This is a genomic window from Methylobacterium sp. A49B, assembly GCF_053346215.1.
Genome location: NZ_JBKFBO010000107.1, coordinates 1 through 23,270, shown reverse-complemented (window position 1 = coordinate 23,270; position 23,270 = coordinate 1). Strand labels below are relative to the sequence as shown.

General features: G+C 67.6%; 20 protein-coding genes. 7 read left to right on the top strand and 13 right to left on the bottom strand.

The features are described 5' to 3' along the window. Positions 1 to 25 precede the first annotated feature (25 nt). The 7 genes from ACLBX9_RS18555 to ACLBX9_RS18525 form a co-directional block, all read right to left on the bottom strand. On the bottom strand, positions 26 to 1,276 hold the full coding sequence (locus tag ACLBX9_RS18555) for a glycosyltransferase family 2 protein (RefSeq protein ID WP_010686736.1): 1,251 nt from the start codon (positions 1,274 to 1,276) through the stop codon (positions 26 to 28). A gap of 53 nt (positions 1,277 to 1,329) precedes the next feature. After that, a complete protein-coding gene (locus ACLBX9_RS18550) occupies positions 1,330 to 1,860 on the bottom strand; it encodes a dTDP-4-dehydrorhamnose 3,5-epimerase family protein (RefSeq protein ID WP_447719984.1) in 531 nt (176 codons plus the stop codon). A 28-nt stretch (positions 1,861 to 1,888) separates the two neighbouring features. Beyond that, the gene (locus ACLBX9_RS18545) at positions 1,889 to 3,145 is read right to left on the bottom strand and encodes a methyltransferase domain-containing protein (protein WP_447719983.1); all 1,257 of its coding nucleotides are present in this window, start codon (positions 3,143 to 3,145) and stop codon (positions 1,889 to 1,891) included. Continuing rightward, positions 3,142 to 3,915, bottom strand: a complete 774-nt coding sequence (gene rfbF / locus ACLBX9_RS18540) for a glucose-1-phosphate cytidylyltransferase (protein ID WP_010686733.1) — start codon at positions 3,913 to 3,915, stop codon at positions 3,142 to 3,144. Before rfbF ends, ACLBX9_RS18545 begins: the two co-directional genes overlap by 4 nt. Before the next feature lie 129 nt (positions 3,916 to 4,044). Beyond that, a complete protein-coding gene (gene rfbG / locus ACLBX9_RS18535; RefSeq protein WP_010686732.1) occupies positions 4,045 to 5,163 on the bottom strand; it encodes a CDP-glucose 4,6-dehydratase in 1,119 nt (372 codons plus the stop codon). A gap of 756 nt (positions 5,164 to 5,919) precedes the next feature. Beyond that, entirely contained in the window at positions 5,920 to 7,350 is a 1,431-nt protein-coding gene (locus tag ACLBX9_RS18530; protein ID WP_447719982.1) for a phosphomannomutase, read from the bottom strand. Positions 7,351 to 7,568: 218 nt separating this feature from the next. Beyond that, on the bottom strand, positions 7,569 to 8,222 hold the full coding sequence (locus ACLBX9_RS18525) for an ABC transporter ATP-binding protein (RefSeq protein WP_010686730.1): 654 nt from the start codon (positions 8,220 to 8,222) through the stop codon (positions 7,569 to 7,571). A gap of 255 nt (positions 8,223 to 8,477) precedes the next feature. On the opposite strand from ACLBX9_RS18525, the gene ACLBX9_RS18520 reads away from it, so the two are divergent. Continuing rightward, entirely contained in the window at positions 8,478 to 9,722 is a 1,245-nt protein-coding gene (locus ACLBX9_RS18520; RefSeq protein ID WP_447719981.1) for a capsule biosynthesis protein, read from the top strand. Between the two features lie 248 nt (positions 9,723 to 9,970). Here the strand turns inward: ACLBX9_RS18520 and ACLBX9_RS18515 are convergent, their stop codons facing one another. Further along, complete coding sequence (locus tag ACLBX9_RS18515) at positions 9,971 to 11,071, bottom strand: methyltransferase domain-containing protein (protein WP_010686728.1); 1,101 nt, start codon at positions 11,069 to 11,071, stop codon at positions 9,971 to 9,973. Between the two features lie 569 nt (positions 11,072 to 11,640). Between ACLBX9_RS18515 and cysC the strand changes: the two genes are divergently transcribed. The 6 genes from cysC to ACLBX9_RS18485 all read left to right on the top strand — a co-directional run bounded on the left by cysC (position 11,641) and on the right by ACLBX9_RS18485 (position 18,184). After that, on the top strand, positions 11,641 to 12,315 hold the full coding sequence (gene cysC, locus ACLBX9_RS18510) for an adenylyl-sulfate kinase (RefSeq protein ID WP_447719980.1): 675 nt from the start codon (positions 11,641 to 11,643) through the stop codon (positions 12,313 to 12,315). Positions 12,316 to 12,342: 27 nt separating this feature from the next. Beyond that, positions 12,343 to 13,317 (top strand): hypothetical protein, encoded by a 975-nt coding sequence (locus ACLBX9_RS18505; RefSeq protein ID WP_447719979.1) that lies wholly within the window; start codon positions 12,343 to 12,345, stop codon positions 13,315 to 13,317. Positions 13,318 to 13,828: 511 nt separating this feature from the next. Continuing rightward, a complete protein-coding gene (locus ACLBX9_RS18500; RefSeq protein WP_447719978.1) occupies positions 13,829 to 14,656 on the top strand; it encodes a WcbI family polysaccharide biosynthesis putative acetyltransferase in 828 nt (275 codons plus the stop codon). 14 nt (positions 14,657 to 14,670) lie between these two features. After that, the gene (locus ACLBX9_RS18495; RefSeq protein ID WP_447719977.1) at positions 14,671 to 16,575 is read left to right on the top strand and encodes an HAD-IIIC family phosphatase; all 1,905 of its coding nucleotides are present in this window, start codon (positions 14,671 to 14,673) and stop codon (positions 16,573 to 16,575) included. Beyond that, on the top strand, positions 16,572 to 16,820 hold the full coding sequence (locus ACLBX9_RS18490) for an acyl carrier protein (RefSeq protein ID WP_010686722.1): 249 nt from the start codon (positions 16,572 to 16,574) through the stop codon (positions 16,818 to 16,820). The genes ACLBX9_RS18495 and ACLBX9_RS18490 overlap by 4 nt, the downstream gene beginning before the upstream one ends. Before the next feature lie 23 nt (positions 16,821 to 16,843). Continuing rightward, a complete protein-coding gene (locus tag ACLBX9_RS18485; RefSeq protein WP_447719976.1) occupies positions 16,844 to 18,184 on the top strand; it encodes an SDR family NAD(P)-dependent oxidoreductase in 1,341 nt (446 codons plus the stop codon). A gap of 225 nt (positions 18,185 to 18,409) precedes the next feature. On the opposite strand, the gene ACLBX9_RS18480 is transcribed toward ACLBX9_RS18485, so the two are convergent. The 5 genes from ACLBX9_RS18480 to ACLBX9_RS18460 form a co-directional block, all read right to left on the bottom strand. Further along, positions 18,410 to 18,772 (bottom strand): hypothetical protein, encoded by a 363-nt coding sequence (locus ACLBX9_RS18480; RefSeq protein ID WP_010686720.1) that lies wholly within the window; start codon positions 18,770 to 18,772, stop codon positions 18,410 to 18,412. A 14-nt stretch (positions 18,773 to 18,786) separates the two neighbouring features. Further along, the gene (locus tag ACLBX9_RS18475) at positions 18,787 to 19,539 is read right to left on the bottom strand and encodes an FkbM family methyltransferase (protein ID WP_010686719.1); all 753 of its coding nucleotides are present in this window, start codon (positions 19,537 to 19,539) and stop codon (positions 18,787 to 18,789) included. 57 nt (positions 19,540 to 19,596) lie between these two features. Continuing rightward, the gene (locus ACLBX9_RS18470; RefSeq protein ID WP_447719975.1) at positions 19,597 to 19,938 is read right to left on the bottom strand and encodes a hypothetical protein; all 342 of its coding nucleotides are present in this window, start codon (positions 19,936 to 19,938) and stop codon (positions 19,597 to 19,599) included. 214 nt (positions 19,939 to 20,152) lie between these two features. Beyond that, positions 20,153 to 20,947 (bottom strand): ABC transporter permease, encoded by a 795-nt coding sequence (locus ACLBX9_RS18465; protein WP_010686717.1) that lies wholly within the window; start codon positions 20,945 to 20,947, stop codon positions 20,153 to 20,155. Between the two features lie 89 nt (positions 20,948 to 21,036). Next, on the bottom strand, positions 21,037 to 23,270 hold a 2,234-nt coding region (locus tag ACLBX9_RS18460), incomplete at its 5' end, for a glycosyltransferase (protein ID WP_447719974.1).

The window sequence follows — 23,270 nt, the reverse complement described above, 5'->3', positions numbered from 1 at the left end:
AGGATGGTGGGGCGCCGATGCCGCGCTAGGCCGGAAGGTAGAGGGTGGCGGTGAGTTCAGTCTCGCTGACCACGAGATTCGGAAGGTAGCCGAGTTCCAAGCAAGTGTTCCGATCCGCCTCCCGGGCGATGAACAGGATCGTGCTGTCCCGGGGCGCGTCTTGCGGCGGGGCGGCGCTCGCGGCGAGGGTGATGCGCTCCTCCAGCCCCACGTGGCGCAGCAGCGGCATGAGGTGTTCGGTCTGCTCGACCCCGACGAGGTCCAAGCGGTCGATGCCCCCCACCGTGTTGGCGAAGTGGGCCAGCTTCTGCATGATCACAAGGAGCGGGAGGCGATCGAGCCCGGGGATGTTCTGGATGTATGCCGGGTTTTGCAGGTTCAGCCGGCAGACCAGATCGTAGGCGTTCAGATAATGGCCGCGCTCGATCCAGAGCCGGGCCGCGACGCGCATCCGCTCGACGATGAAGCCATCCATCATGTCCCGGACGGCGGGGCGGCTCTCGACCTTCAGCGTGGCGCCGCGGCGGCGCAGCATGGCATGAAGGAAGTATTCGAGGCCGCCCCGGTAGTTGTCCCAATCGGTCATCGCCTGGTCGATTCCGGCTTGTCCCCGGCTCGGACGGACCGGCGACCTGAGCACCGACCTGTAGAAGGGGCGCCGCCGGAAGGCGATCGGGCCAAGAGCCAGGTTGTCGGCGAGGAAGACGAACGGATAGAAACAGAACCGCGGCCAAGTAAGGATGCGACGCGCCGCGTCGGCGCGGAAGATCACGATTTCCGGGAAGATGTGGCGCCCGACGATCAGGTTGAAGACGTCCTCCTCCTGCCCCGGGCCGTACACGGCATCCTGCCCGATCTCGAAGAAGTTGCCGCGCGACTGCTTGTCGATATCGTCGTAGAGCTGCCAGGGGGCGTAGAGGGCACAGATCTCAGGGTTGGATCGCAGGAAGTTCAGGGCTTCCGTAATCGCCTCGGGGATGAGGAGGTCGTCGTCGGCGAGGTAGATGACGTAGCGCCCCTGGGCACGGTGATAGACGGTGAGGACGTTCGGGCCGCCGCCCATGTTCTCCCTTTGCCGGAAGTAGCGGATCGGCAGGCCGAGATCGGCGTGCCGCCGCACCACCGCCTCGGTGTCATCCGTCGAGGCGTTGTCCGAGATGACGATCTCGTAGGCGAACGGGAAGCTCCAGCTCGCTGCGGCCTGCTTCAGGAGATAGTCGAGGAAGTCGGCCCGGTTGTAGGTCGGGATGCAGATACTGAGCAGGATCTCGGACACGGCATCGATCTCGGAAGCTTGGCCGGAACCGCAAATTCCGGCGAGGGCGGTTCTCAGTCGAGGAAGTCGGGCGCCTCGGCATCGCGCGGGGCGATGACGTCGGGCGTCGCGGGCCAGCGGATGCCGAAAGCCGGATCGTTCCAGCGGGCAACGCGGGCAAGACCTGCGTCGTAGACCTCGGACATCAGGTAGAGGAGTTCGCAATCGTCCCCCAACGTCAGGAAGCCGTGCGCGCAGCCCTCCGGAATGTAGACGGCGTTGCGGCGATCGGCGTCGAGTTCCACGGCGGTCCAGCGGCGGAAGCTCGGCGAATCTTGGCGCAGGTCGACCGCCACATCGTAGGCCCGCCCGCGCGTCGCCCGGATCAGCTTCGCCTCCGCCCGCGGTGCCGCCTGGACGTGCAGGCCCCGCAGCGTCCGGGCCCGCCTGTTCCAAGACAGGTTCATGTGCGGGAAGTGCGTGGCGAGGCCGTGGGCCGCGAAGGCCTCGGCGCAGAAGGTCCGGGCGAAGAGGCCGCGGTCGTCGGCGATGGGCTCGAGCTCGATCCGCATCACGCCCGCAATCTCGGTCGGGATGATCCTCATGGCATCCTCGGGGCCATCCCGGCGTCCATTACGGCAGCACCGTCAGTTCGGGCACCGGGATGACGAAGCGGCCGCCCCACGCGCGCACCTCCGGGATGGAGGCCACGACCTCGTCGCGGATGTTCCAGGGCAGGATGAGCACGTAATCGGGCCGGGTCTCGCGCAGGCGTTCCGGCGGGTGGATCGGCAGGCGGCTGCCGGGCAGGAGCAGGCCCTGCTTGTGCGGGTTCCGGTCGACCACGTAGGCGATGAGATCCCGCGTGACACCGCAGACGTTGAGCAGGGTGTTGCCCTTGGCGGCCGCACCGTAGGCGGCCACGCTGCGGCCCTCCGTCCTGGCAGAGCGCAGGAAGGCCAGGAGCCCGTCGCGGATCGGCGCGACCCGCCCCTGGAAGCGTTCGTAGGGGCCATCGGTGTCGAGGCCCGCGGCGGCTTCCTCGGCCCGGACCCGGGCGAGGCCCGGGCCCGATGGGTGCATCCCCGAGCCGTTGCGGCAGGCGAGGATGCGCAGGCTGCCGCCGTGGGTCGACCATTCCTCGACGTCGAACACCCGCAGACCGTGCGCCGCGAAGACGCGCTCCACTGCCAGTAGGGACAGGTAGTAGAAGTGCTCGTGGTAGATCGTGTCGAACTGGGCCTCCGCGATCAGCCGCAGCAGATGCGGGACCTCGATGCTGATGACGCCGTCGGGCTTCACAAGGTGCGCCAGCCCGGCCACGAAATCGTTGATGTCGGGCACGTGGGCCAGCACGTTGTTGGCCACGACGAGGTCGGCGGCCCGGCCCTCCATCACCAGCTCGTCCGCCGTCCCCCGGCCGAAGAACCGGACCAATGTCGGGACACCGGCGGCGGTCGCTGCGGCGGCGACGTTCGCGGCGGGCTCGACGCCGAGCACGGGAATGCCCGCCGCCAGGAAGTGGCGCAGCAGGTAGCCGTCGTTGCTCGCCACCTCGACCACCTGCGAGGCGGCACTCAGGCCGAAACGCGCCTGCGCCATGGCGGCAAAGCGCCCGGCATGGGCGACCCAGCTTTCGCTGTAGGAGGAAAAATAGGCATAGTGGCTGAAGATTGCGTCCGGCGAGGCGACCGCCTCAGCCTGGACGAGGCGGCAGGCCTCACAGACCATCACGCGCAGCGGATAGTGCGGATCCGGCTCGGTGGCGCGCTCCGGCGGCACGAAAGCGTTCGCCAGCGGCGTCTGGCCAAGATCGCAGAAGCGCAGCCGCAACGGCGCGTCGCAGAAGCGGCATGCCTCGACGGAGCGCTGCAGGGCTGGTCCGCTCATGCCCAGATCTTCCAGGGCGCGTGACCAGAATTCCATAGATCCTCGAGCTGGATGCGCTCCCGCAGCGTGTCCATGGGGCGCCAGAACCCGTCGTGGCGGTAAGCCGAGAGCTGGTTGTTCTCGGTCAGCCACTCCAGCGGCCCCGCCTCCCAGACCGTGTGATCGTCTTCGATCAAGTCCAGGACCTCCGGCTGCAGCACGAAGAAGCCGCCGTTAATGCGCTGACTGTCGGCTGTCGGCTTCTCGACGAAGGCGGCGACCCGGTCACCCTCGACCACGGCGGAGCCGAAGCGCCCGGGCGCGGCGACCGCGCACATCGTGGCCATACGGCCCTGGGCCCGATGGAACGCCACCTCCGTGGCAACATCGATGTCGCCGACGCTGTCGCCGTAGGTCATGCAGAAGGTCTCGCCGGGCTCCAGATAGGGCCGGATCCGCCTGAGGCGGCCGCCCGTCATGGTGTCGATGCCGGTGTCGATGACGCTGACGCGCCAGTCCGGCACGTCGCCCTGATGGTAGATCGCGCTGTTGCTCGCGAGATCGACCGTGATGTCGCTGTGATGGAGGATCAGATTCAGGAAATACTCCTTGATCTGGAAACCCTTGTAACCGGCGCAGATGATGAAGTCCTTGAAACCGTGATGCGCGTAGATGCTCATGATATGCCAGAGGATCGGCTTGTCGCCGATCTCGACGAGCGGCTTCGGCCGCAGAACGGTTTCTTCGGCCAGGCGCGAGCCGCGCCCGCCTGCAAGAATGACGACCTTCACGTCCGATCTCCCCGAACGCCGGATCGAACCCGCGCCCGATCCAACGCGTCGGGCGCGGACCGCCGATCCGTCTGGCCTATGGCCGGCCTCAATGGTGCCGAGCCGTCTGAGCAGCGCCGACGCAAAACCCTACAACGCCCAAGCTTGTGTGGAGCTATTCAGGCCGCGATCGCCTGAAGCGTCGGGTCCGGGTTTGCAGAGACGCCGATAGGCGCTGATCTGTTCATCGACGAGGTCGCGCGCCCGCACGGCGCCCGCGCTGTGGCGCCGATACCAGTCCATGGTCAGGCGGACGCTGTCGCTGAAGCCCAGCATAGGCCGCCAGCCGAGCCGTGCGTCGGCCTTGGCGGTGTCGAGCTTCAGGATACCGGCTTCAGCCAGCTCCGAAGGCTGGACCCGAAGGTCCGTCCTCTCCTTGCCCCAGACGCCGAGCGCCTCCTCGACCAAGCGTCCGACGGCGACCTCGCTTTCTCGGGCCGGACCGAAGTTCCAGGCGCCGGCGGCGCCGTCGTCGCCCGCGAGCAACCGGTCGCCCAGCATCAGATAGCCACGGACCAGTTCGAGGACGTGCTGCCAGGGTCGGATCGCACCGGGATTGCGCAGCACGAGCGGCTCCCCCGTCTCGATAGCCCGGACCAGATCGGGTACGAGGCGATCCTGCGACCAGTCACCGCCTCCGATGACGTTGCCGCCGCGCGCCGTCGCGATCCGCAGCCGCCCGGGCGCCAGGGCTTGGCGGTAGCTCGCCGCCACGATCTCGGCCGCCGCCTTGCTGGCGCTGTAGGGATCCTTGCCACCAAGCGGATCGTTCTCGCGATAGCCCCAGACCCATTCCCGGTTCTCGTAGCATTTGTCGGACGTGACACAGACGAAGGCGCGCACCGATTCGACGCTGCGCGCCGCCTCGAGCACGTGCGCGGTACCCATCACGTTGACCGCGAAGGTGCCGAGCGGATCCGCGTAGGAGCGGCGCACCAGCGCCTGGGCCGCGAGGTGGAACACGATCTGCGGGCGAAACGCCGCGACGGCGTCCTGAACGACCTGCGGATCGCGGATGTCGGCCATCACGCAGCCCATGCGGGACGCGAGATCGAGCGCCTCGAACAGATTCGGCCGTCCTGGCTCAGGGGCAAGGGCCAGGCCCATGACTTCGGCGCCATCCGCCAGGAGCCATGAGGCGAGCCACGCGCCCTTGAAGCCGGTGTGGCCCGTGACGAGGACACGAATGCCGCTATAGCTCCCGATCATGATCCCCTGTTCCGGAAACGGATTCGTCCGACGCGGTCCCGCCTGAGATGAGCGCGCCTCGCCGTTCGGCACGAGACTCCGGGCGGCATCGTGGACTTGCGGCCGGGCTCATGCAAGCCGAATGGTGCGGTAACCGCCGATACGCTTCGACCGCAACCCGGTCTTGCCTATGCAAGATGAAGAATTCGTTCATCGAAGTCGCGGATTGGCCATAGCGACGCTCCCAATAGTTCTGATATACTGCGCGGTATAGTTGTTATATTGAAAGATATAACGCGTATTTACTGAGATGCTCTGATTTAATTATAATATAGGTGACGAACTAAATACGCATGAAGCATTATTCGAGGTCTGGACTGAGATACTGATCGCGGGTGGAATGTGCAGGTCGCTCTGGCGGGGCAGTGGACGCTCGCGGGCGCACCAGGGAGCGCATGAATCCGCCGTGTCCGATCTGTCCAGCCGCTTCCCCGAGAGCTGTGAGTGTCCACGTCGCCGCCGACCAAGGTGGGGCTCCCGGCCTTCGTTAAAGCGGAGATCCGCCTGCGCGGTGGCTGTCGAACGCGCGAGCCGAATGTCCGCTGATCGGATAACGCCGCGATGGCGCGACGTCCGCGGCCGCTCGATCAAGGGTCCGGCCGATCCGTGGACCGACCTGGCAGAGACCGACGTGTCGCTGGCGTGAGCCGGCGCACGGATCGGCGGCGATGCGCGCCGCCTACCGCGCGTCGTGGCTTGGGCTGCGTCGCGCTGATCTCACGCTGGGCCGGCCTGCTCCACCATGGCTGCGGCGGCTGCCGTCAGCCCCCACCGGACGAGATCCTGAGCCTCCTGCGCCGACTTGGCTTCCGCGTAGCAGCGCAGCTCAGGCGCGTTGCCGGAGGCGCGGAAGTGGATGGTCCGCCCGCCGTCGAGTTCGATCCTGATGCCGTCCTGCTGATCGACCGAACCCGGCGAACCCACCGGCCTCAGGAAGGCGATGCGAAACCCTTCGTCGCGGAGGCGATCCAGGAATGCGCCGCTGCGCTCCGACGGCGTGTTGGGGAGCCGGTCGCTCGCCATCTCCCCGGCATCGAGCGACAGGACCAGTTCGGCCAGGGAGCGGCCCGCGGCCCGCGCCGCGGCCAGCGTGGCCAGGATCGGCAGCAGGGCGTCCCGCGTCGGCAGGGCCGGAAGCACCCGGCCGCCGATCGTGACGTCCGATCCGAGCAGGAAGCCTCCATTCGCCTCGAAGCCGACGACAGGACCGGCCCCGGCCCGCTGCGCCTGTTCCATGCCGGCGATGACGAAGGGGGAGCCGACCTTGGTGCGCACCACCTTCTTGAAGCCGCCGGACTGCTCGAGGGCCGAGCCGGCGGTGACCGGGACCACGACCGTGTCGGCGCCGAGGAACCGGGCGGTGATGAGGCCGAGCACGTCGCCGCGCAGGATCCGGCCGGTACCGTCCGCGATGAGGGGGCGGTCGGCGTCCCCGTCGGTGGTCACGAGCGCGTCGAACGCGCCGGAAGCCATGACGTCGCGGATGAAGGCGATGTCCTCGGGCCGATGCGCCTCGGTATCGATGGGGACGAAGGTCTGCGATCGGCCGATCGGCGTCACCGCCGCCCCGAACTGGCCGAGCAGGTCCGTCAGGAGGTCGCGCGCGACCGAACTCTGCTGATAGACCGCGATCCGCAAACCCTTCAGGATCTCGGGTACGAAGGCCTCGCCGTAGCGTCGACGGTAGCGCGCGATGGCGTCGGGCTCCGGCGTGGCGGGGGCCGGCGTTGCCGTCGCCGCACCGGTGTCCGCGACCGCCTCCAGGGCGGCGAGGATGGCGGCCTCGTCGGTCTTGGTGATCTCGCCGTCAGGGCGGTAGAACTTCAGGCCGTTGCGGTCCTCGGGGATGTGGCTACCCGTGACCATCACCGCGTGGGCACCGCGCCGCATCGCTTCGAGGGCGAGGGCCGGGGTCGGCAGGGCGCCGCAATCGACCGCCGCGAAACCGCACGCTGCGGCGGCGGTCGCCACCGTCGCGGCGATGCCCGGGGAGCTGTCGCGCAGGTCGCGCCCGATCACGACTGTGCGACCGCCCTCCCCCGCAGGGACCGACCGGAAGAACGCGCAGGCATAGCGGTAGCTCGGCCCACCGACGAGATCGGTCACGAGACCCCGCAAGCCACTCGTGCCGAATTTCAGACTGCTCACGGCGTTCCCGCTGACCCCCCGGCGCAGCGACGCGCCCCGCGGCGATTGATGCCGCGAATCGTGCGCCATCACAACGCCCGGACGATCACGGATGGCGGTGCGGGCGGTGGCTGCCCCTGTTCCGGCGGAGGCCTTTGCGCCGCGCAGGCGCGCGCCGCGGCTCCCGGCGTGTGACCCCGTGGCGGCCCACGAACGACCGGCCGCCCCGGACGGGGCCGTCAGGCGTTGAGCCGCTTGTACACCTCGATCGCGTCGTCGACGTCCTCGTAGACGATTGCGCGCCCGTTGAGCAGGACGAGGCCGTGGGTGCACCACTGGCGGATCGTCTCCATCGAGTGCGAGATCATGATGATGTCGGCGTTCTTGCAGCGCTGGGCGAAGACCTCGTCGCAGCGCTTGGAGAAGCGGGCGTCGCCCACCGAGGTGATCTCGTCGATCAGGTAGCAGTCGAACGGGATCGCCATGCTCATGCCGAAGGCGAGGCGCGCGCCCATGCCCGACGAGTAGGTGTAGATCGGCGCCTCGAGGTAGCTGCCGAGTTCCGAGAAATCCTCGACGAAATCGAGCACCTTGCGGGGGTCCTCCCCGTAGATCCGGGCGACGAACATGACGTTGTCGCGCCCCGTCATCTTCGGATGGAAGCCGCCCGCGAAGCCGAGCGGCCAGGAAACGCGCCGGTCGCGGCGGATCTTCCCCCTCGAGGCGTCCTCGGTCCCGGCGATGAGGCGCATCGTGGTCGACTTGCCGGCGCCGTTGATGCCGAGGATGCCGTAGGAGATGCCCGGCTTCAGGGTGAACGACGCCTGGTCGAGGATGATGCGCGGGTGACCGTTGGTCCGGTAGATCTTGGTGACTTTCTCGAAACGGATCACGGGGACCGCTCTCCCGACACACGGCAGGCCATCGACGGCCCTCGGCGCCGCGCTAGCGCGCGAAGGTGGCCAAACTTGGGGGCTTCCTCCTGTTGGCCAGTCCCCGGCCATCCCGGGCCGCGGCGCCGGGACCCCCACGGACATGCTTTTGCCGTCTGGCGGTGTGAGAGGCTTCGCAGGCCTCGGCGCCGCCATGATCGCGGGCCGAGCGGGTCCGCGACCCCGTCCGAAGCCGCTGAAGCCGGGAAGCAGACGATGAACATGGAGATCCGGCAAACCGGGGGTAAGCCGCTCAAGGTCTCGGACCGGCAGCGGGCGATCACCGACGCGCTGCAGCAGTTCACGCGCCTGACGAGCGTGATGGACCGGAAGAAAGGTGTCCGGTCCTATCAGAGCCACGTCAAGGACGACCCGTGGATGCCGATCCTGTTCGTGATCTGCTTCGTGCTGCCGGTCGCGCTCGGCGCCCTGTATTACGGCCTCATCGTCTCCGATCGATACGTCACCGAGACCCAGTTCGCGATCCGGCCGGCGGTCGGCTCGGCCGAGAAGGCCGCGCCGGACGAAGTGGGGACCAATGCCGGCACCGTGAGCTCGACGATCGCCCAGGACAGCCTGATCACGCTGGAATATGTCCACAGCCGGCCGTTGCTGGAGGCGATCGAGGCTGAGCTGCCCGTCCGTGACTGGTTCAGCCGCGACAGCATCGACTACTTCTCCCGCCTCAACCCCGATAAGCCCATCGAGAAGCGCCTGCGCTACTGGCGCCACCGGGTGGCTGTCGATGTCGATTCGACCTCAGGGATCATGTGGCTCTCGGTCGAGGCGTTCGATCCGGGCGAGTCGCTGGCCATCACCCAGGCCATCCTGAAGGCCGCCGACGCGATGGTGAATGGCCTCAGTGCCCGGGCGCGTGAGGATGCCGTCGCCGAGAGCGCGCGCGAGCTGACGCGCGCCGAGGAGCGCGTTCGCACGATCAGCGCGGCCCTGACCGATCTGCGCAACCGGGCGGGCGTACTCGACGCCGTGAAATCCAATGAGGCCAATCTCGCCACGATCGCGCAACTGCGCAACACGCGGGTGAACCTCGCGGTCCAGCTCGCGGTCGGGCAGCGCGATCTCGGCCCGGCCGCCCGCAATATCATCGACATCAAGCAGCAGATCGCCGATCTCGATGCCAATATCGCGCGCCTCCAGCGGGAAAGCGCCGGCGCCGCGCCGGAGCAGAAGCGCCAGCTCTCGAGCGCGCTCACGCAGTTCGAGGCCCTCGAGACCGAGCGGAAGAGCGCGGAAAAATATTACGAGTCGGTGCGCAAGGCCAACGAGCACGCGCGCATCATCGCGGCGCGTCAGGTCGAGTATCTCAGCCCGGTCGTCGTGCCTGTGAAGGCGGAATCCTCCACCGAGCCGCGGAGAACCCTGATGATCAGCCTGATCACCGCGGGCTCGGCCGTGCTGTTCGCGGCGGCGCTGTTCGCGCGCAAGCTCATGGTCAGCTAAGGGGCGCGCTCTGGCCGGCTCGTAGGGCGGGGGCGACCGCCCTACGAGCCGGCCTGCGCACCGGCCGGAGACCGCGGGACCGGCGAAGGCGCGCCGTCGGTGGCCACGCTCTTCGGGATCGTCGGGCCGGCGCGGCGATCGGCCGGGGGAAAGCGGGACGGCCGCGGATCGCCCGTCGGATCAAGGCTTGAAACAATCCCGTATCCGGGCGCGACCGCAGATCCGCCGCGTCCCTCGACGAGCCGTCGCTACTCTTCGGAGCCCAGAACCTTGCGCGCTTCCTCCAGCAGGACGACGTGCTGCACGGCGGCGGGACCGTCATCGGGGATCGACCGGCTCGCTTCGGCGATCAGGGTCCTGAACTTCCTGCGATCAAGGCCGCCCCAGCCGGTGCTGGCCAGAACGGCGGACAGGACGATCTGCATCGCCTCCACGCGGAAATCCGCCTCCTTGATCTGGTCGAAGAACGGGGCTGCCGGATGGTCCCGGCTGTCCAGCGCGGCCGGCAGCTGTCTCAACTGCTGTGACAGTTCCAGGATCGTCAGATCCATCAGGTTCCTGCGCGCGACTTGGAGTTCGGCGGCCCCGATCGGCTCCCTGCCCTTGCGCAGCCAGGCGTAGAACTCCGTGGCTTCCGCCTCGGCGATCTCCTCGACGCGCAGATCCAGGTGGCCCATCGCCGCCAGTTCCAGAAGCATCAGTCGGAAGCTCGACGGCACGAAGATCCAGTTGTGGGCGTCGACGTATTCCGGCCGCGCGGCGAGGCCGAGCTGCGCCTGCGCCTGATCGAACGGCATGGAGAGGACACCCTCCCGGACATCGTCGACACGCCAGCCCGGTGCGCCGCCCTTGTGGACCGTCCGCATCACGGCCTCGAAGTGGGTGCGGGCGTCGTGGCGGGAGCGCTTCTCCAGGAAGGCGGCCAGGGCATCGCCCGTGCTGGAGGGATGGCGATAGAAGTCGAAACACTTCCGCTTGTCCGGCACCGCGAGGATGACGACCCCGTCCGGCCGGATCAGCGTCTCGGCGGCCTTGAGGAAGGTGACCACGTCGGTGGTGTGCTCGATGACGTGGCTGGCGATGAAGGCGTCGAACGTGCCGTGCTGATCGACGGGCACCGCATCCGCCAGGGAGCCGCCCTGCCAGACGAAATCCACCTCCTCGATCCGGGCCGTGTCGACGCCCTCGTGGGCCGTGTACTTGGCCACGAGATTGTCGCGGGACGCGTGATCGATGACGAAGGTGTTCCAGCCGTCCCGCTTCGGCGCGAGCGGGTTGAAGCTCGGTCCGACCTCGACGAGGCGGGCATCCTTGGTCAGCGATCGCAGAAGGCGTCGTGTCCGGTCCATGCACACCCACTCCTAGCTGCGGTGGGAGGTACACAAACAGCCCGTGCAGGTCACGGGGCTTCGCGTATGGCTCGACTGCGCGTCGTGCAGCCGTGGCGCGACAGAACGGGGGACGGCACAGGCCGCGCCGTTCCCTGCTGCAGCGTACAGACGCACGCGACCCTCCGGAAACCGCAGACACCATCACGCGGGTTGAGGGATCTGCCTGGACCGCGTTCGATCGTGGCACGACCTCGCGGACCGAATGCCCGTTCAAATCGTGAGGAAATGCTGGACGAGATTATCGACCCGGCACCAACGGTGCGAACAGTCATCACGATTTTGTTAGCGCTGGGCAATCAACAATCGATGATTTACGAGCGAACAAAAGGCAAATTTACTTGTCATAGCTGCGGACGCGTTTAATGAATGTAATAATGGAAGCGCCATCGAGGTGATCCGGATGGCGGCGGCGGGCCGGCGCGGCCCGCCCCCGGTAAAACTTCCTTCAACGTGGCGTTGTGGTTACACCGTCGATCACGAAATCGTGTACGCTCTCCCTCAAGGTCAAAGGCATCGAGAGGCAAGCTTTGAAACAGCCGGGCGGCGCAAGCGATGATCGCAATCTGACTTGGCAGACCCTGCAGCCGCGCGAGTCTCGGTGGCGCGCGCTTGGTCAGCGGCCCGTCATCGCATGGCTTACCGGACTGTCCGGTGCAGGCAAGTCTTCGATCGCTATGGCTGTCGATCGTGCTTTGACCGGCGCGGGGCGCGCCACCATGGTGCTCGATGGAGATAATCTCCGACATGGCCTCAACAAAGATCTCAATTTTACTGAAGACGATCGCATCGAGAATATTCGGCGGACCGCAGAGGTGGCGAGACTCATGGCAGAGGCTGGCCTCGTGACAATCGTCTCGCTGATCTCGCCATTCCGTGCGGAGCGAGACGCGGCACGGGCAACGGCAGGCGATATTCCCTTCCTCGAAATCTTCGTCGATACGCCCCTGAAGCTCTGCGAGGCGCGAGATCCGAAGGGCCTCTACGTTCGCGCGAGATCCGGCGAGATCCCCAATTTCACCGGTGTTTCCGCACCCTACGAAGCACCTCTGGGGCCGGATCTGGTCCTGGCCACGGCGGGCCGCCACGTCGCCGCCTCGGCACAACCCTTGATTGACGTCCTGCTGCGGTTGAGCGCCCAGCGCAACCCATCGGCCAAATCAGTCAATGCGCAAGTGAGTAGCCTATCCTCATCAGGAATATGATCTTGATTCTGAGAATATTGTATCGGCATGGCTTTCGGTGAAAAAGTTCATCTCGTAATCCACGTCGGTCCGCACAAGACCGGAACGACATCCATCCAGAAGATGTTGTTGTCTCAGTCCAGCAAAGAGGATTGCGGTTTTACATATCCCTTGCTCTGCGGCGACGAGATCGGGCAGCACACGTTCGCGCAATCGGTCTGCTCTCCTGAGCGGCCGGCCTGTCAGAGGATGCTGGCCGTTCTCAAGACCGTGGAAGGCTTGTGTGTCCTGTCCAGCGAGGAATTGTGCTATCTGCCGGCCGCGGGGATACGAAGCCTGCGTGACGCGCTTCCCGACGCGCGCGTCACGATCGCATATTATCAACGCGATATTCTTTCGCTCTTGCAATCCTGGTGGCAGGAAACGGTCAAGCATGGGAGTGTTCGCACCCTGCCGGATTTCGCATTCGGTTGCGTGCTCGCACCCTCTCAGCTGCACCTGCTCGTCCCGGACACCTTGTTGAAGGGCTGGGCATCCGTCTTCGGCCGGGATGCCATCAGGATCGTCCGCTACGACCACGTCTCCGACGTCGCCAAGCAATTCGCCTCCGATTTCCTCGCTCTCGATCTGCCAGCCGAAGCGCTGGCGTTCAGCAATTTATCCTACGATTATATCGATTGCGAAATGATGCGCTTCTGGAACAGGCAAGGGTTCTGGGGATCAGGCGTCGTTCAGGCGCCGGATTACTTGGACGTGCGGACCGAATTCGCTGAGCGATCGAGCGCCTTCACGCGGAATTTCAGCTTGAACTACAGCCGCAGCGCGTTCTCGACGATTGAGGAGATGCTGATTTCACGCTGGGGCGATCGGATCGAAGGCTTCGATGGCGGTCAGCTGTTCGAGGTGCGAGAACGATTGTATTCCTACATCGATCCGGATGTCTGGGCGGCCCATCCTGCCCTGATCGACAAAATGCGCGCGTTCGCACTCCAGAATGCGGCCTTCAGCTGTCCGAAACGCTGATAGACCACGGTCGCCGACCGGGTCGCGATGGAGCATCGAGCGGCCGGGAGCCGCGACGGGGATCGTCACACCTGCGGCCTCGGGACAGCTGTGGCGAGGGTAAGGTTGGGTGCCCGCGGGTCGCGACCAGACGCGACCCGCGGAAGCGCTCGCGGAAGCTGTTGCGCAATTCCGGGGTGGCACGCCGCCTCCGTTCTTGCTACCCCACCGCATCCATCTCTGACTCCGCTGCTCGTGCTCGAAGCAGCGCACCACTCTCGCTTGCCATCGAACAAGTCTTTGCGGCCCGGGCGTGCCGCCGGGATGTCGGTTGATCGGCGATCCTGGATCCAGGTTGCTTTCAGCCTGGAACGCTTCTACGGTGAAGAATTCGTTCCAGTCGAGCCATTGTGATAGTGCTTCCATGGTTCGAACCGAGATATCTGTCGTAATCGTAGGCGGAACTTGGCGCGATCCAGGTCGCGACAGGGGACAAGCAGCTTGTCTCCGCTGAGTATTGGCGCGCGTGGGTATGGCTCAGACAATCCGGAAGCAGGTTCTGTTCGTCGGAAATTGCAACGCGCATGATCTGTCTCTGGCATTCTCCGCCCTGGATGTTTTGCGCGGCGACTTCGAGTTCCATCATCTGGCCCTGCACGCGACGCCGATCCCCTCTCCGGAGATCAGGCAGATCGCGCAGGACGCGCATGCCGTCTTCATCCAGAACATCGCCGAGGCCGAGCGCTTCAAGGAGGAGCACGTTCCCAGCGGCGTGCGGTGCTTCGGCTATCCCAACCTCATGCGGCGGGCGCTGTGGCCGTTCGACGGGCTGATGTACGGGCGTGACGCCCTCGCCGAGGCCGACGCGGCCAAAGCCGGCTTCATCCGGTTCCCCGACGGGCTCCTCGGCAAGCTGAGAACCGACGTTCCGGATCCCGAGGAGCGCTTCATCGCCTATCGCGACTTGAAGGCGTCCGGCATCAACCGGAACTTCACCCGTCTCCTCGAGATGGAAGACGAGATGCTGACCCACATCGACAGCATCTTCGAATGTCAGCTCGGCCGGTACGTGCGGGAACAGACCCGGACGGACCAGCTCTTCCACTGGCTGGGTCACCCGAGCGGCCTCCTGTACGCCGCCCTGATGGGGTATTGCTGCGCGAAGCTCGATCTTCCCGATGTCAGGCCGCAGCCCGAGGCCGTCGATGGCTGGTCGACCATGCAGGTCCCGGTCCATCCCCGCGTGGCGGAGCAACTCGGCCTGGAATGGGCGACGCCTGAGCGGGTCTATACCTACGCACCCCTCGGGCAGGTCACCTGGGAGCAGTACGTGAAGCACTACATCCAGATCCTCGGTTGAGCGGCGGATCCGCCATGAAGGCCGAGGACCTCACCTGGCTGCCGCCGCCGCCGGACGACTGGCGCGACCGCGTCGCGGCCGCCCTGGCGGACGGCGACCGCCAGCGCGCGTGGTCGAGCCTCGTCGCCCTGGCGCGGACGCGGCTCGACTTCGTCCAGACGGCTCGGGTGAACGCCGCGCTCCTGAAGCTGTTTCCGGAGGCACCCGCGCATCTGACCACGCGGCCGGTGCGGCTCGCGGTCCTCGGCTCGGCGACGCAGACGCATCTCTTCCCGGCCCTGCGGGTCGCCGCCCTGCGCCGCGGGATCTGGCTCGCGCTGTATGAGCCGGATTATGGCCAGTACAGGCAGGAACTCGAGGATCCGAGCCCGGAACTCCGGGCGTTCGGGGCCGACACCGTCCTGTTCGCCCTCGACGCGCACCATCTCACGCAGGGCGTGCGGGATCTCGCCGATCTCCAGGCCGCGGACGACGCGGTGGCCCGCTCGGTGGACGGACTCGCGCGCTGCTGGCGCGCCGCCCAGGACCGACTGGGCTCCCGGGTGCTGCAGCAGACCGTGCTGCCGGTCTTCCCGGCCCTGTTCGGCAGCAACGAGCATCGGATGCCCGGGTCACGCCACCGCGCCGTGATGCGCCTGAACGCCCTGATCCGCGACCGGGCAGACGCGGCCGGCGTCGACCTCGTCGCCGTCGACGACGGCGCCGCCCGGTACGGGATCGCGGCCTGGCACAATCCCGTGCTCTGGCACCGGGCCAAGCAGGAGGTCTCGCCGACAGTCTCGCCGCTCTACGGCGAATGGGTCGCCCGGATCCTGGCCGCGCGGCAGGGCCTGTCGGCCAAGTGCCTCGTGTTCGACCTCGACAACACCCTCTGGGGCGGGGTGGTCGGCGACGACGGGCTCGACGGCATCGTCATTGGCAACGGCGACGCTTTGGGCGAGGCCTTCCTGGCGCTCCAGCATTACGGCCTCGATCAGGCCCGGCGCGGCATCCTCCTGGCTGTCTGCTCGAAGAACGACGAGGCGAACGCGCTGGCCCCCTTCGACAGCCATCCGGAAATGGCGTTGCGCCGCAAGGACATTGCCTGCTTCGTCGCCAACTGGGACGACAAGGCCGCCAACATCCGCGCCATCGCCCGGCGGCTCAACATCGGGCTCGACAGCCTCGTCTTCGTCGACGACAACCCCTTCGAGCGCAACCTCGTCCGCACCGAACTACCGATGGTGGCGGTCCCGGAGGTGCCGGACGATCCGGCCCTGGTCCCGCAATGCCTCGCCGATGCCGGCTATTTCGAGGGCGTGGTCCTGACCGAGGAGGATCGCGACCGCACCGCCCAGTACCGGCAGAACGCCGAACGGGAGGCGGCCCTCGACGGCGCGACCGATATCGCCGCCTACCTGCGCAGCCTCGACATGGTGCTGGCGTGGTCGCATTTCGACACCACGAACCTCGCCCGCATCGTGCAGCTGATCAACAAGACCAATCAGTTCAACCTGACGACGAAGCGCTACGGCGAGGACGAGATCCGCGCGCTCATGGCCGACCCGGAGGCGGTCGGCCTCTACTTCCGCCTGACGGACCGCTTCGGCGACAACGGCCTCATCGCCGTCGTGATCGGCCTCAGGCGCGGCGCCGAGCTCGTCTTGGACACGTGGCTCATGAGCTGCCGGGTGCTCAAGCGGCGGGTCGAGGAGGCGACGCTGGAGGTCATCGCCGCCGAGGCCGAGCGGCTGGGCGCCGCGGCGCTGGTCGGCGCCTACCGGCCGACCCCGAAGAACGGCATGGTGCGCGGCCACTACGAGCAGCTCGGGTTCCGCCTCGCGGAGGAAGCCCAGGACGGCACCACGCGCTGGCGGCTCGACCTGGGCGGCCGTCAGCGCCCAGATCTCCCGATGCAACTGGTGAAGCTGGACCGATGACCGACGACGCAATCTACGCCGGCCTGACCGAGATCTTCCGCGACTTCCTCGCCGACGACACGATCGTGCTGACGCCGGAGACCACGGCCGACGACGTCGAGGGCTGGGATTCGTCGAGCCACATCAACATCCTGCTGGCGGCCGAGGAGCGGTTCGGCGTCCGCATGACCAGCGCCGAGATCGAGAAGCTGACCAGCATCGGCGCCCTGGTCGACCTGATCCGGTCCAAGAACCCGAAACTCTGAACTCCAAGCCCCGAGGTTCGGCCTTGGCCGCCATCGCTGCGCGTACCTTCACCCTCGACGATCAGCACGCCTTCGCGGCGCTGTCGGGGGATTCCAACCCGATGCACCTCGACGCGAAGGCGGCCCGGCGGACGCAGGCGGGGCGCGTGGTGGTGCACGGGGTGCACGCCGTGCTGTGGGCGCTGGACGCCGGCGCCGGGGCGACGCTGGCCGGGCTGGAAACGCTGACGGTGCGCTTCGACCGCATGATCTACGTGGGTGACCGCTGCGAGGTTCACTCCGGCCGCCGCGGCGGCGCGGGCCCCGCGTTCGACATCGTCGTCGGCGACGCGGTCGTCACCCGCATCGACATCGGATCCGGAGGCGGGGCGCCGGTCGCCGCCGAGGCCGTCGGGCATGTCTTCGACCGTGCGGCGCGGGCTTCCGCGCTTGAGGCCGCGTTCCCGCGGGCGGCCGCCGCGCTCGGGGCCGGGATGCTCGCCGATCTCGCGGGTCTTTCTCAGCTCGTGGGCATGGTGGAACCGGGCCTGCACTCCATCTTCCGCGGCTTCGCGGTGGCGCGTCAGGACAGCGAGCGCGGCAACACCATGCGGTTCGGCGTGGTTCGCGACGACGAGCGCTTCAACCTCGTCACCCTGGCGGTGCTCGGCCCGGCCTTGCGCGGGCAGGTCGAGGCCTTCCGGCGGGCGCCGCCGGTGGCGCAGCCGGGCGTCGCGGATCTGCGGGGACTGGTGGCGGCCGATGCGTTCGCCGGGCGGTCCGCCCTGGTGGTCGGCGGCTCGCGGGGGCTCGGCGAGTTGACCGCGAAGCTGCTCGCGTTGGGTGGCGCCGCGGTTACGATCACCTACGCCATGGGCGATTCCGAGGCCGCGGCGGTGGCCGAGGAGATCCGCGCCGCGGGCGGCGCCTGCGACGTCATCCGCCTCGACGTGCGGCAGCCCATCGCCGGCCAGCTCCCCGCGGGCCGTGCCTTCGATCGGCTCTTCTACTTCGCGACGCCGTTCATCTTCGGGAAGCGCGGCAAGGCGCTGGACCTCGCCCTCCTCGACGAGATGATGGGTTTCTACGTGCGCAGCTTCTACGAGGTCTGCGAGGCCCTGCGCCGGACCGGGGATCACCCGATCGGCGTCTTCTACCCGTCGAGCGTCGCCGTCGAGAGCCGGCCGGCCAACATGACGGAGTACGCCATGGCCAAGGCGGCCGGCGAGGTGCTCTGCGCCGACCTGCCCCGGCTCCTCAAGGGCGTGCGCGCGCAGGTGCGCCGGCTGCCGCGCCTGCAGACCGATCAGACGTCGAGCGTCCAGCCGGTCGAGACGGGCTCGGCGGTCGACGAGATGCTGGCGGCCATCCAGAGCCTCGCCTGAGGACGGCGGGACGGCGCCCCCTGCCCCACCCGCGCGAACCGGTCGCCCGCCCCGGGGCGAGCCATCTCGGTGGAGGAGGCTACCGTATCTAGTTGATGCCTTTGGCGCCGCCGTCCTTGCGAGCGCAGCGAAGCAATCCAGTGGCGCGATCCCAGCCGAGGTTGCGCTGCCCTGGGTCGCTTCGCTGCGCTCGGGATGACGGATGGGACGCGTCGACCGGAGCGTTCAATCGGGACCCGTGTCGCCCGCGGCCTCAGGCCCGGCCAGATCGGCGGCGGTCAGGTGCTGCTCGAGATGCGCACGCAGGACGGAATAGTGCTCGACCACCTTGTCGAGCATGGCGGCGTTCGCGGTCCGGACGCGCTCGGAGTCGCGATCGGGCTGGTAATTCATCGCGTAATAGGCCGCGTGCGCCTTCAGCTTGGTCGCCACAAAGGCGGCGTCGGCCGTCCAGTGCGCCTCGTCACGAACCATCTGGAGCCGCCGGGCGATCTCAAGCCATTGCAGGTCGAGCGCGATGCCGCTGCCCATCTGCTTGAACAGGTCGAACGTCGAATCCAGGATTTCGAGGGCGGCTCTCGCGGACAAGGGGGGCGCTCCGGTCAGGACTGCGCGACGATGAGGTCGGGCCGCACGTACCAATCGTCGAACAGGGAGAACTGGCGGAACCGCGGGCGATAGCCGTGGCCGGTGAGCAGATCGTAGATCTTCTCGCGGGTTCCCGAGAAATTGTGCTCGACGCTGATCAAAGCGATGTCGTGGCGCGAGAAATCGAAGCTCTGCAGCACGTCGAATTCACCGCCCTCGACATCGATGCTCATGTAGTCGATCCGCTTCGGCGCCCGCGCCTCCGCGAGGAACCGCGCGAGGGAGATCGTCTCGACGCTGTACTGCCGTCCCTCCTGCCGGAAATGCGCGTGGAAGTCGCTCTCCACGAGGTCCTTCATGCCGGACAACTCGCCGATATCCACCTCGTTGAACTGAACCTCGGCGCCGTCGGTCCTGTAGACGCATTTGTCGCTGATGTAGCAGTCGCGGTTCCTGTACAGCGCCTCGTGCCAAGCCCGGGACGGCTCCGCGAGGGCACCCTGCCAGCCATACGTCTTCTCGAGGAGGAGCGTGTTGCTGAGGCTCATGCCATCGCAGGCGCCAAACTCCACGAAGTAGCCGTTCCGCTTCTCCTTCAGCTCGTACAGGACCCAGAGATCCTGCAGCAGCTGCGCGTTGGACAGCGGTGCCATCCGGGTGGCGAAGGACAGGAAGTCGAGCTCGGAGCTGAGGATATGGGGTCCGGCGTCCAGGTTGTCCCTGAATGCGATGACGGCGTTGAACATCGTCAGGAGTTCGACGTCCATGATCCTCGGCTCCAGCCTCTGAGTGGGATTGATCGGCGGCGCGGACGGTCGCGACGGTCAGTCGCGCGCCGATGACAGTGGCGAGGCGATGCGCCCGAGGAGCCTGTTCGAGCCTTCGAGCAGGAGCGTGTGCTGGAGGGCGGCGGGGCCGTGGTCCGGGATGGATCGCGCCGCCGTCCGGATCGCGGCCAGGAAGCGCTTCCGGTCGAACCCGAAGGGGCGCAGGCTGCCGGCCAGGGCGTCGACCAGCGTTCCCATCGCCTGGGATCGGGCCTGAGCCACCTCCCGATCGCGCAGGGCCGCGTCGCGCTCGGCCTTGATCAGCGCCAGTTCGAGCTGCTGCCGCTGGATCTGGCGGATGTACTTCGTTTCGATGTCGTGGACGGGTTTCTTTGTCATACGCGTGTGTAGGCCTGGGGCGGACGGCATTCCCCCGGAGGAGACCGAGGATTTCAAGAGCGCGATTCCTCAGGCTCCTATCGGCTGCCTGACATCGTGGTGGCAATCGGCGGTCGCGGTCCGTTGGACAGCAGGACCGTCCCGGCCAAGACCGCTCGAGAACCGAGCGAGGCCGCGCGTTCGTCGCGGAGCGGGACGACCGCGCGGCTTCCGTTCACGCCTGTATCTTGGCCACGACGTGCTTCACCAGAAGCAGGCCGATGCTGGCGGTCGTCAGTGCGAACATGATCACGTAGAGGCAGTCGACCTGAATGCCGGCATAGGGATAGTAGGCGGAGCGCACCCACTCCGCCAGCTGCATGGCCGGGTTGTACTTCATCCAATAGTATATCTTCTCGGGCATGTAGCTCGGAAGGAACATGACGCCGCTGGACACGTACAGGATGATGCTGAACAGCGCGTAGCCGATCAGCCAGCCGGGGAAGAACCCGATGATCGCGACGTTGATGGTGCCGATGCCGATCCCGAGGAGGATGGCGGCGAGATAGCCGCACATGGCGGTGATGGGTTCAGCGGGAATCGGATCGCTGCCGATGACGACGAGGACGGAGGCGACGACGACCAGTGCGAGGAAGCCGGTCACGATCTCCACGAGGATGCGGGCCAGGATGACGTCGAACAGCTTGACCTGTGGATAGTAGGTCAGCGGACGGTTGGCGATCACCGCCTTCATCACCTCGCGGGAGATGTACTGGAAGACGAGAACCGGGACGGCGCCCGAGGCGAAGAACAGGGCTCGGTTGTCCCCAAGCGGGGCCGCCATCTTCTGGAAGGTGTAGATCGCGATCAGCATGAAGACGTGCACACAGGGCCAGAGCACGACCACGCCGTAGCCCCAGATCGAGGCGCCGAAACGCGTTCGCATGTCCCGCAGCATCAGGGCGTGCAGCACGTGCAGATAGGACTCGACCGGAGTCTTCTCTGCCTGAGCCGACGGAAGGGCAGCCATGGATCGACCTCTGGAGTTTCCCCGCCTGCTTCGGCGAGAAAATGGGCCAAAGTGCGTTGACGGGGGAGCCGGTGCGCCGGGAGCGGCTGTCAGGCCCGGATTGCGTAATAGTCGCCCATCAGGCTGTCGTATGTGGCGGCCTGGATCGGCTCGGAACGCCGGCTGGCAGGCGAGACGTCGACGGCGAGCAGCCGGTCGTTGACGGCCGACGGGTCGGCGGCGAGGGCGTGCGGCAGGCGATGGCCGTTCGGATAAGCCTGTAGCCTCTCGCTTTGGGCGCCGAGGTCGAAGGCGACCACCGGCAGGCCGGTGCGCAGGGCGAGCGTCAGCGCGTACGCGTAGGTCTCCGGCCAGATCGCCGGCAGCAGCACCATGTCGGCCGAGACGTAGGGCACGCGATCCAGGATCTCCGCGTCCTCCCAATGCCGGCCGGTCTCTGCGATCTGAAGGGCTGCCCGCGCCACACGATCGAGGGTCGGATCGTCAGTCGAGAAGCGCCCGGTCTCGAAGACCCCTGCCCGCTCAAGGCCGCCCGTGAGCGTCGGGTCCGAGAAGCCCACGATCGCGAAGGTCAGGGGCAGGTCGCGCCGGCGCGCATCCGCTGCCAGCGCCTGCAGAAGCAGCCCGCCTTCGGGCATGCTGACCCCGCCCAGCACGGCGACGCGGCGGATCCGTCCGGGCCTCTGCAGGGCGGTGTCGCGCACGGACCGCTCCGGCTCGATATGCGGCCGCACCGTCACCGCCAGATCCGGGTACACCCCCCGGATCCGCCCGGCCGTGTCGCAGGACGGCGCGAACACCCGCGTGGCGCCCGCCAGGAACCGCCCGAACGCCGCCCGCCGCGCCCCCGGGTCCGGCTCCTCGAACCCCTCCGCGTCCGACGCCAGGCACGCCCGGCACTCCGCCACCGGCGCCAGCCCGCAGTAGCGCCCGTCCGGCTGCACCAGGTGGTTGCGGTGGCACACCGGCGAGTAGTCGTGCAGCGTCCAGGCATACGGCCGGCCGGAGCCCGCCACCAGGTCCATCAGCGCGCCCGCCGCCGCCCAGCGCAGGCCCGCCAGCGAGTGCACGTGGATCAGCACCGGCGCCAGCGCCGCGATGAAGCCGGCGAGCTCCGCGGCGTCGCGCGGCAGGTACAGGCTGTCGAGGTTGGGCAGGTACAGGAACTCGGGGCTGCGGTAGGAGACGTGGACCTCGAGGTTGCGGGTCCGGTCGATCTGCAGCAGCACCACGCTCAGGCCCTCGGCACGCGCCTGCGCGATCATGTCGTCGATGTGGCGCTGGATGCCCCCGCCCCAGGCGTGGGTGACGAACAGCAGCGCTCGTCCCGAGAAGTGGCGGGCGAGCCGCGCGCGGTCGAGGCGGGCGCGCCCGCGCCGTCCGGGATCGGCCTGGACGAACTGGCCGACGCGGGCCGGGTAGTCGGGGTGCTTGGCCAGCAGCGCGGCCTGGCCCTGGTCGTACTCGCCGCCCTCATCGAGCCCGAAGGAGATCTGGCCGGCGTGGTAGACGAACACGTCCTCGGCGAGCAGGTTGACGAAGCCGGCCTTGATGGCGCGCAGGCACCAGTCGTTCTCCTCGCCGTAGCCCTTGCCGAAGGCCTCGGCGTCGAGGGTGCCGACCGCGTCGAGGGCTTGCGCCGTCATGAGCATGCAGAAGCCGACGCCGGTGGGCACGGGCACGGCCTGGCCGGGGTTGGTCTGCGCGGCCAGGCGGTCGAGCTCGGGCCGTTCGATCTCGAGCGGCATGGTGTTGTTGGCGTTGAAGCGCGGGTAGGAGCAGATCGTGGCGTTGTTGGACAAAGGCGTGACGCTGGCCACGGGCGGGCGGGCGTCCTCAGCTTCCGCGTGGGCGACGAGGCGGTCGAGCCAGTCGCCGTAGACCTGGGCGTCGGAGTTGAGCAGGACGACGGCGCGGCCCTGGCGCAGGCCGAGCGCGCGGTTGACCGAGCGGACGAAGCCGAGGTTGTGCTCGTTCTCGACGAGGTGGAACAGGCCGCGACGGGCGAGGTCTGCGAGGTCTGCGGTGAGCTGCGGGTCGGGGGATCGGTCGTTGACGGCGAGCAGGGCGAAGGGTGTCGCCTGGGGGGGCGAGAGGCAGGCGTGGATGGCGCGCAGGGTCTCGCCGCGTCCCTTGTAGACGGGGACGATGACCAGCACGCGGGCGTCGGCGATGGGGAGCGCCGGGGGCAGGCCGTCCCAGTCCTGCGGCTCGGGGGCCGTCATGGGCGGGTAGGCGCCGAGATCCTCGGGGGCGGCCATCAGCCCGGCGTCCCGGCCGGTGCGCACGTAGTGCAGGAACGGCGACTCGCCCGGGGCGAACA

What these genes read in the sequence shown, in the direction of transcription:
- ACLBX9_RS18505 (WP_447719979.1), top strand. Translation starts at nt 12,343, where the DNA reads ATGGCTTTCGGTGAAAAAGTTCATCTCGTAATCCACGTCGGTCCGCAC.
- ACLBX9_RS18475 (WP_010686719.1), bottom strand. Translation starts at nt 19,539, where the DNA reads ATGGACGTCGAACTCCTGACGATGTTCAACGCCGTCATCGCATTCAGG.
- ACLBX9_RS18520 (WP_447719981.1), top strand. Translation starts at nt 8,478, where the DNA reads ATGAACATGGAGATCCGGCAAACCGGGGGTAAGCCGCTCAAGGTCTCG.
- ACLBX9_RS18490 (WP_010686722.1), top strand. Translation starts at nt 16,572, where the DNA reads ATGACCGACGACGCAATCTACGCCGGCCTGACCGAGATCTTCCGCGAC.
- ACLBX9_RS18470 (WP_447719975.1), bottom strand. Translation starts at nt 19,938, where the DNA reads ATGACAAAGAAACCCGTCCACGACATCGAAACGAAGTACATCCGCCAG.
- ACLBX9_RS18465 (WP_010686717.1), bottom strand. Translation starts at nt 20,947, where the DNA reads ATGGCTGCCCTTCCGTCGGCTCAGGCAGAGAAGACTCCGGTCGAGTCC.
- ACLBX9_RS18495 (WP_447719977.1), top strand. Translation starts at nt 14,671, where the DNA reads ATGAAGGCCGAGGACCTCACCTGGCTGCCGCCGCCGCCGGACGACTGG.
- rfbG (WP_010686732.1), bottom strand. Translation starts at nt 5,163, where the DNA reads ATGATCGGGAGCTATAGCGGCATTCGTGTCCTCGTCACGGGCCACACC.
- ACLBX9_RS18550 (WP_447719984.1), bottom strand. Translation starts at nt 1,860, where the DNA reads ATGAGGATCATCCCGACCGAGATTGCGGGCGTGATGCGGATCGAGCTC.
- ACLBX9_RS18500 (WP_447719978.1), top strand. Translation starts at nt 13,829, where the DNA reads ATGGCTCAGACAATCCGGAAGCAGGTTCTGTTCGTCGGAAATTGCAAC.
- ACLBX9_RS18515 (WP_010686728.1), bottom strand. Translation starts at nt 11,071, where the DNA reads ATGGACCGGACACGACGCCTTCTGCGATCGCTGACCAAGGATGCCCGC.
- ACLBX9_RS18545 (WP_447719983.1), bottom strand. Translation starts at nt 3,145, where the DNA reads ATGAGCGGACCAGCCCTGCAGCGCTCCGTCGAGGCATGCCGCTTCTGC.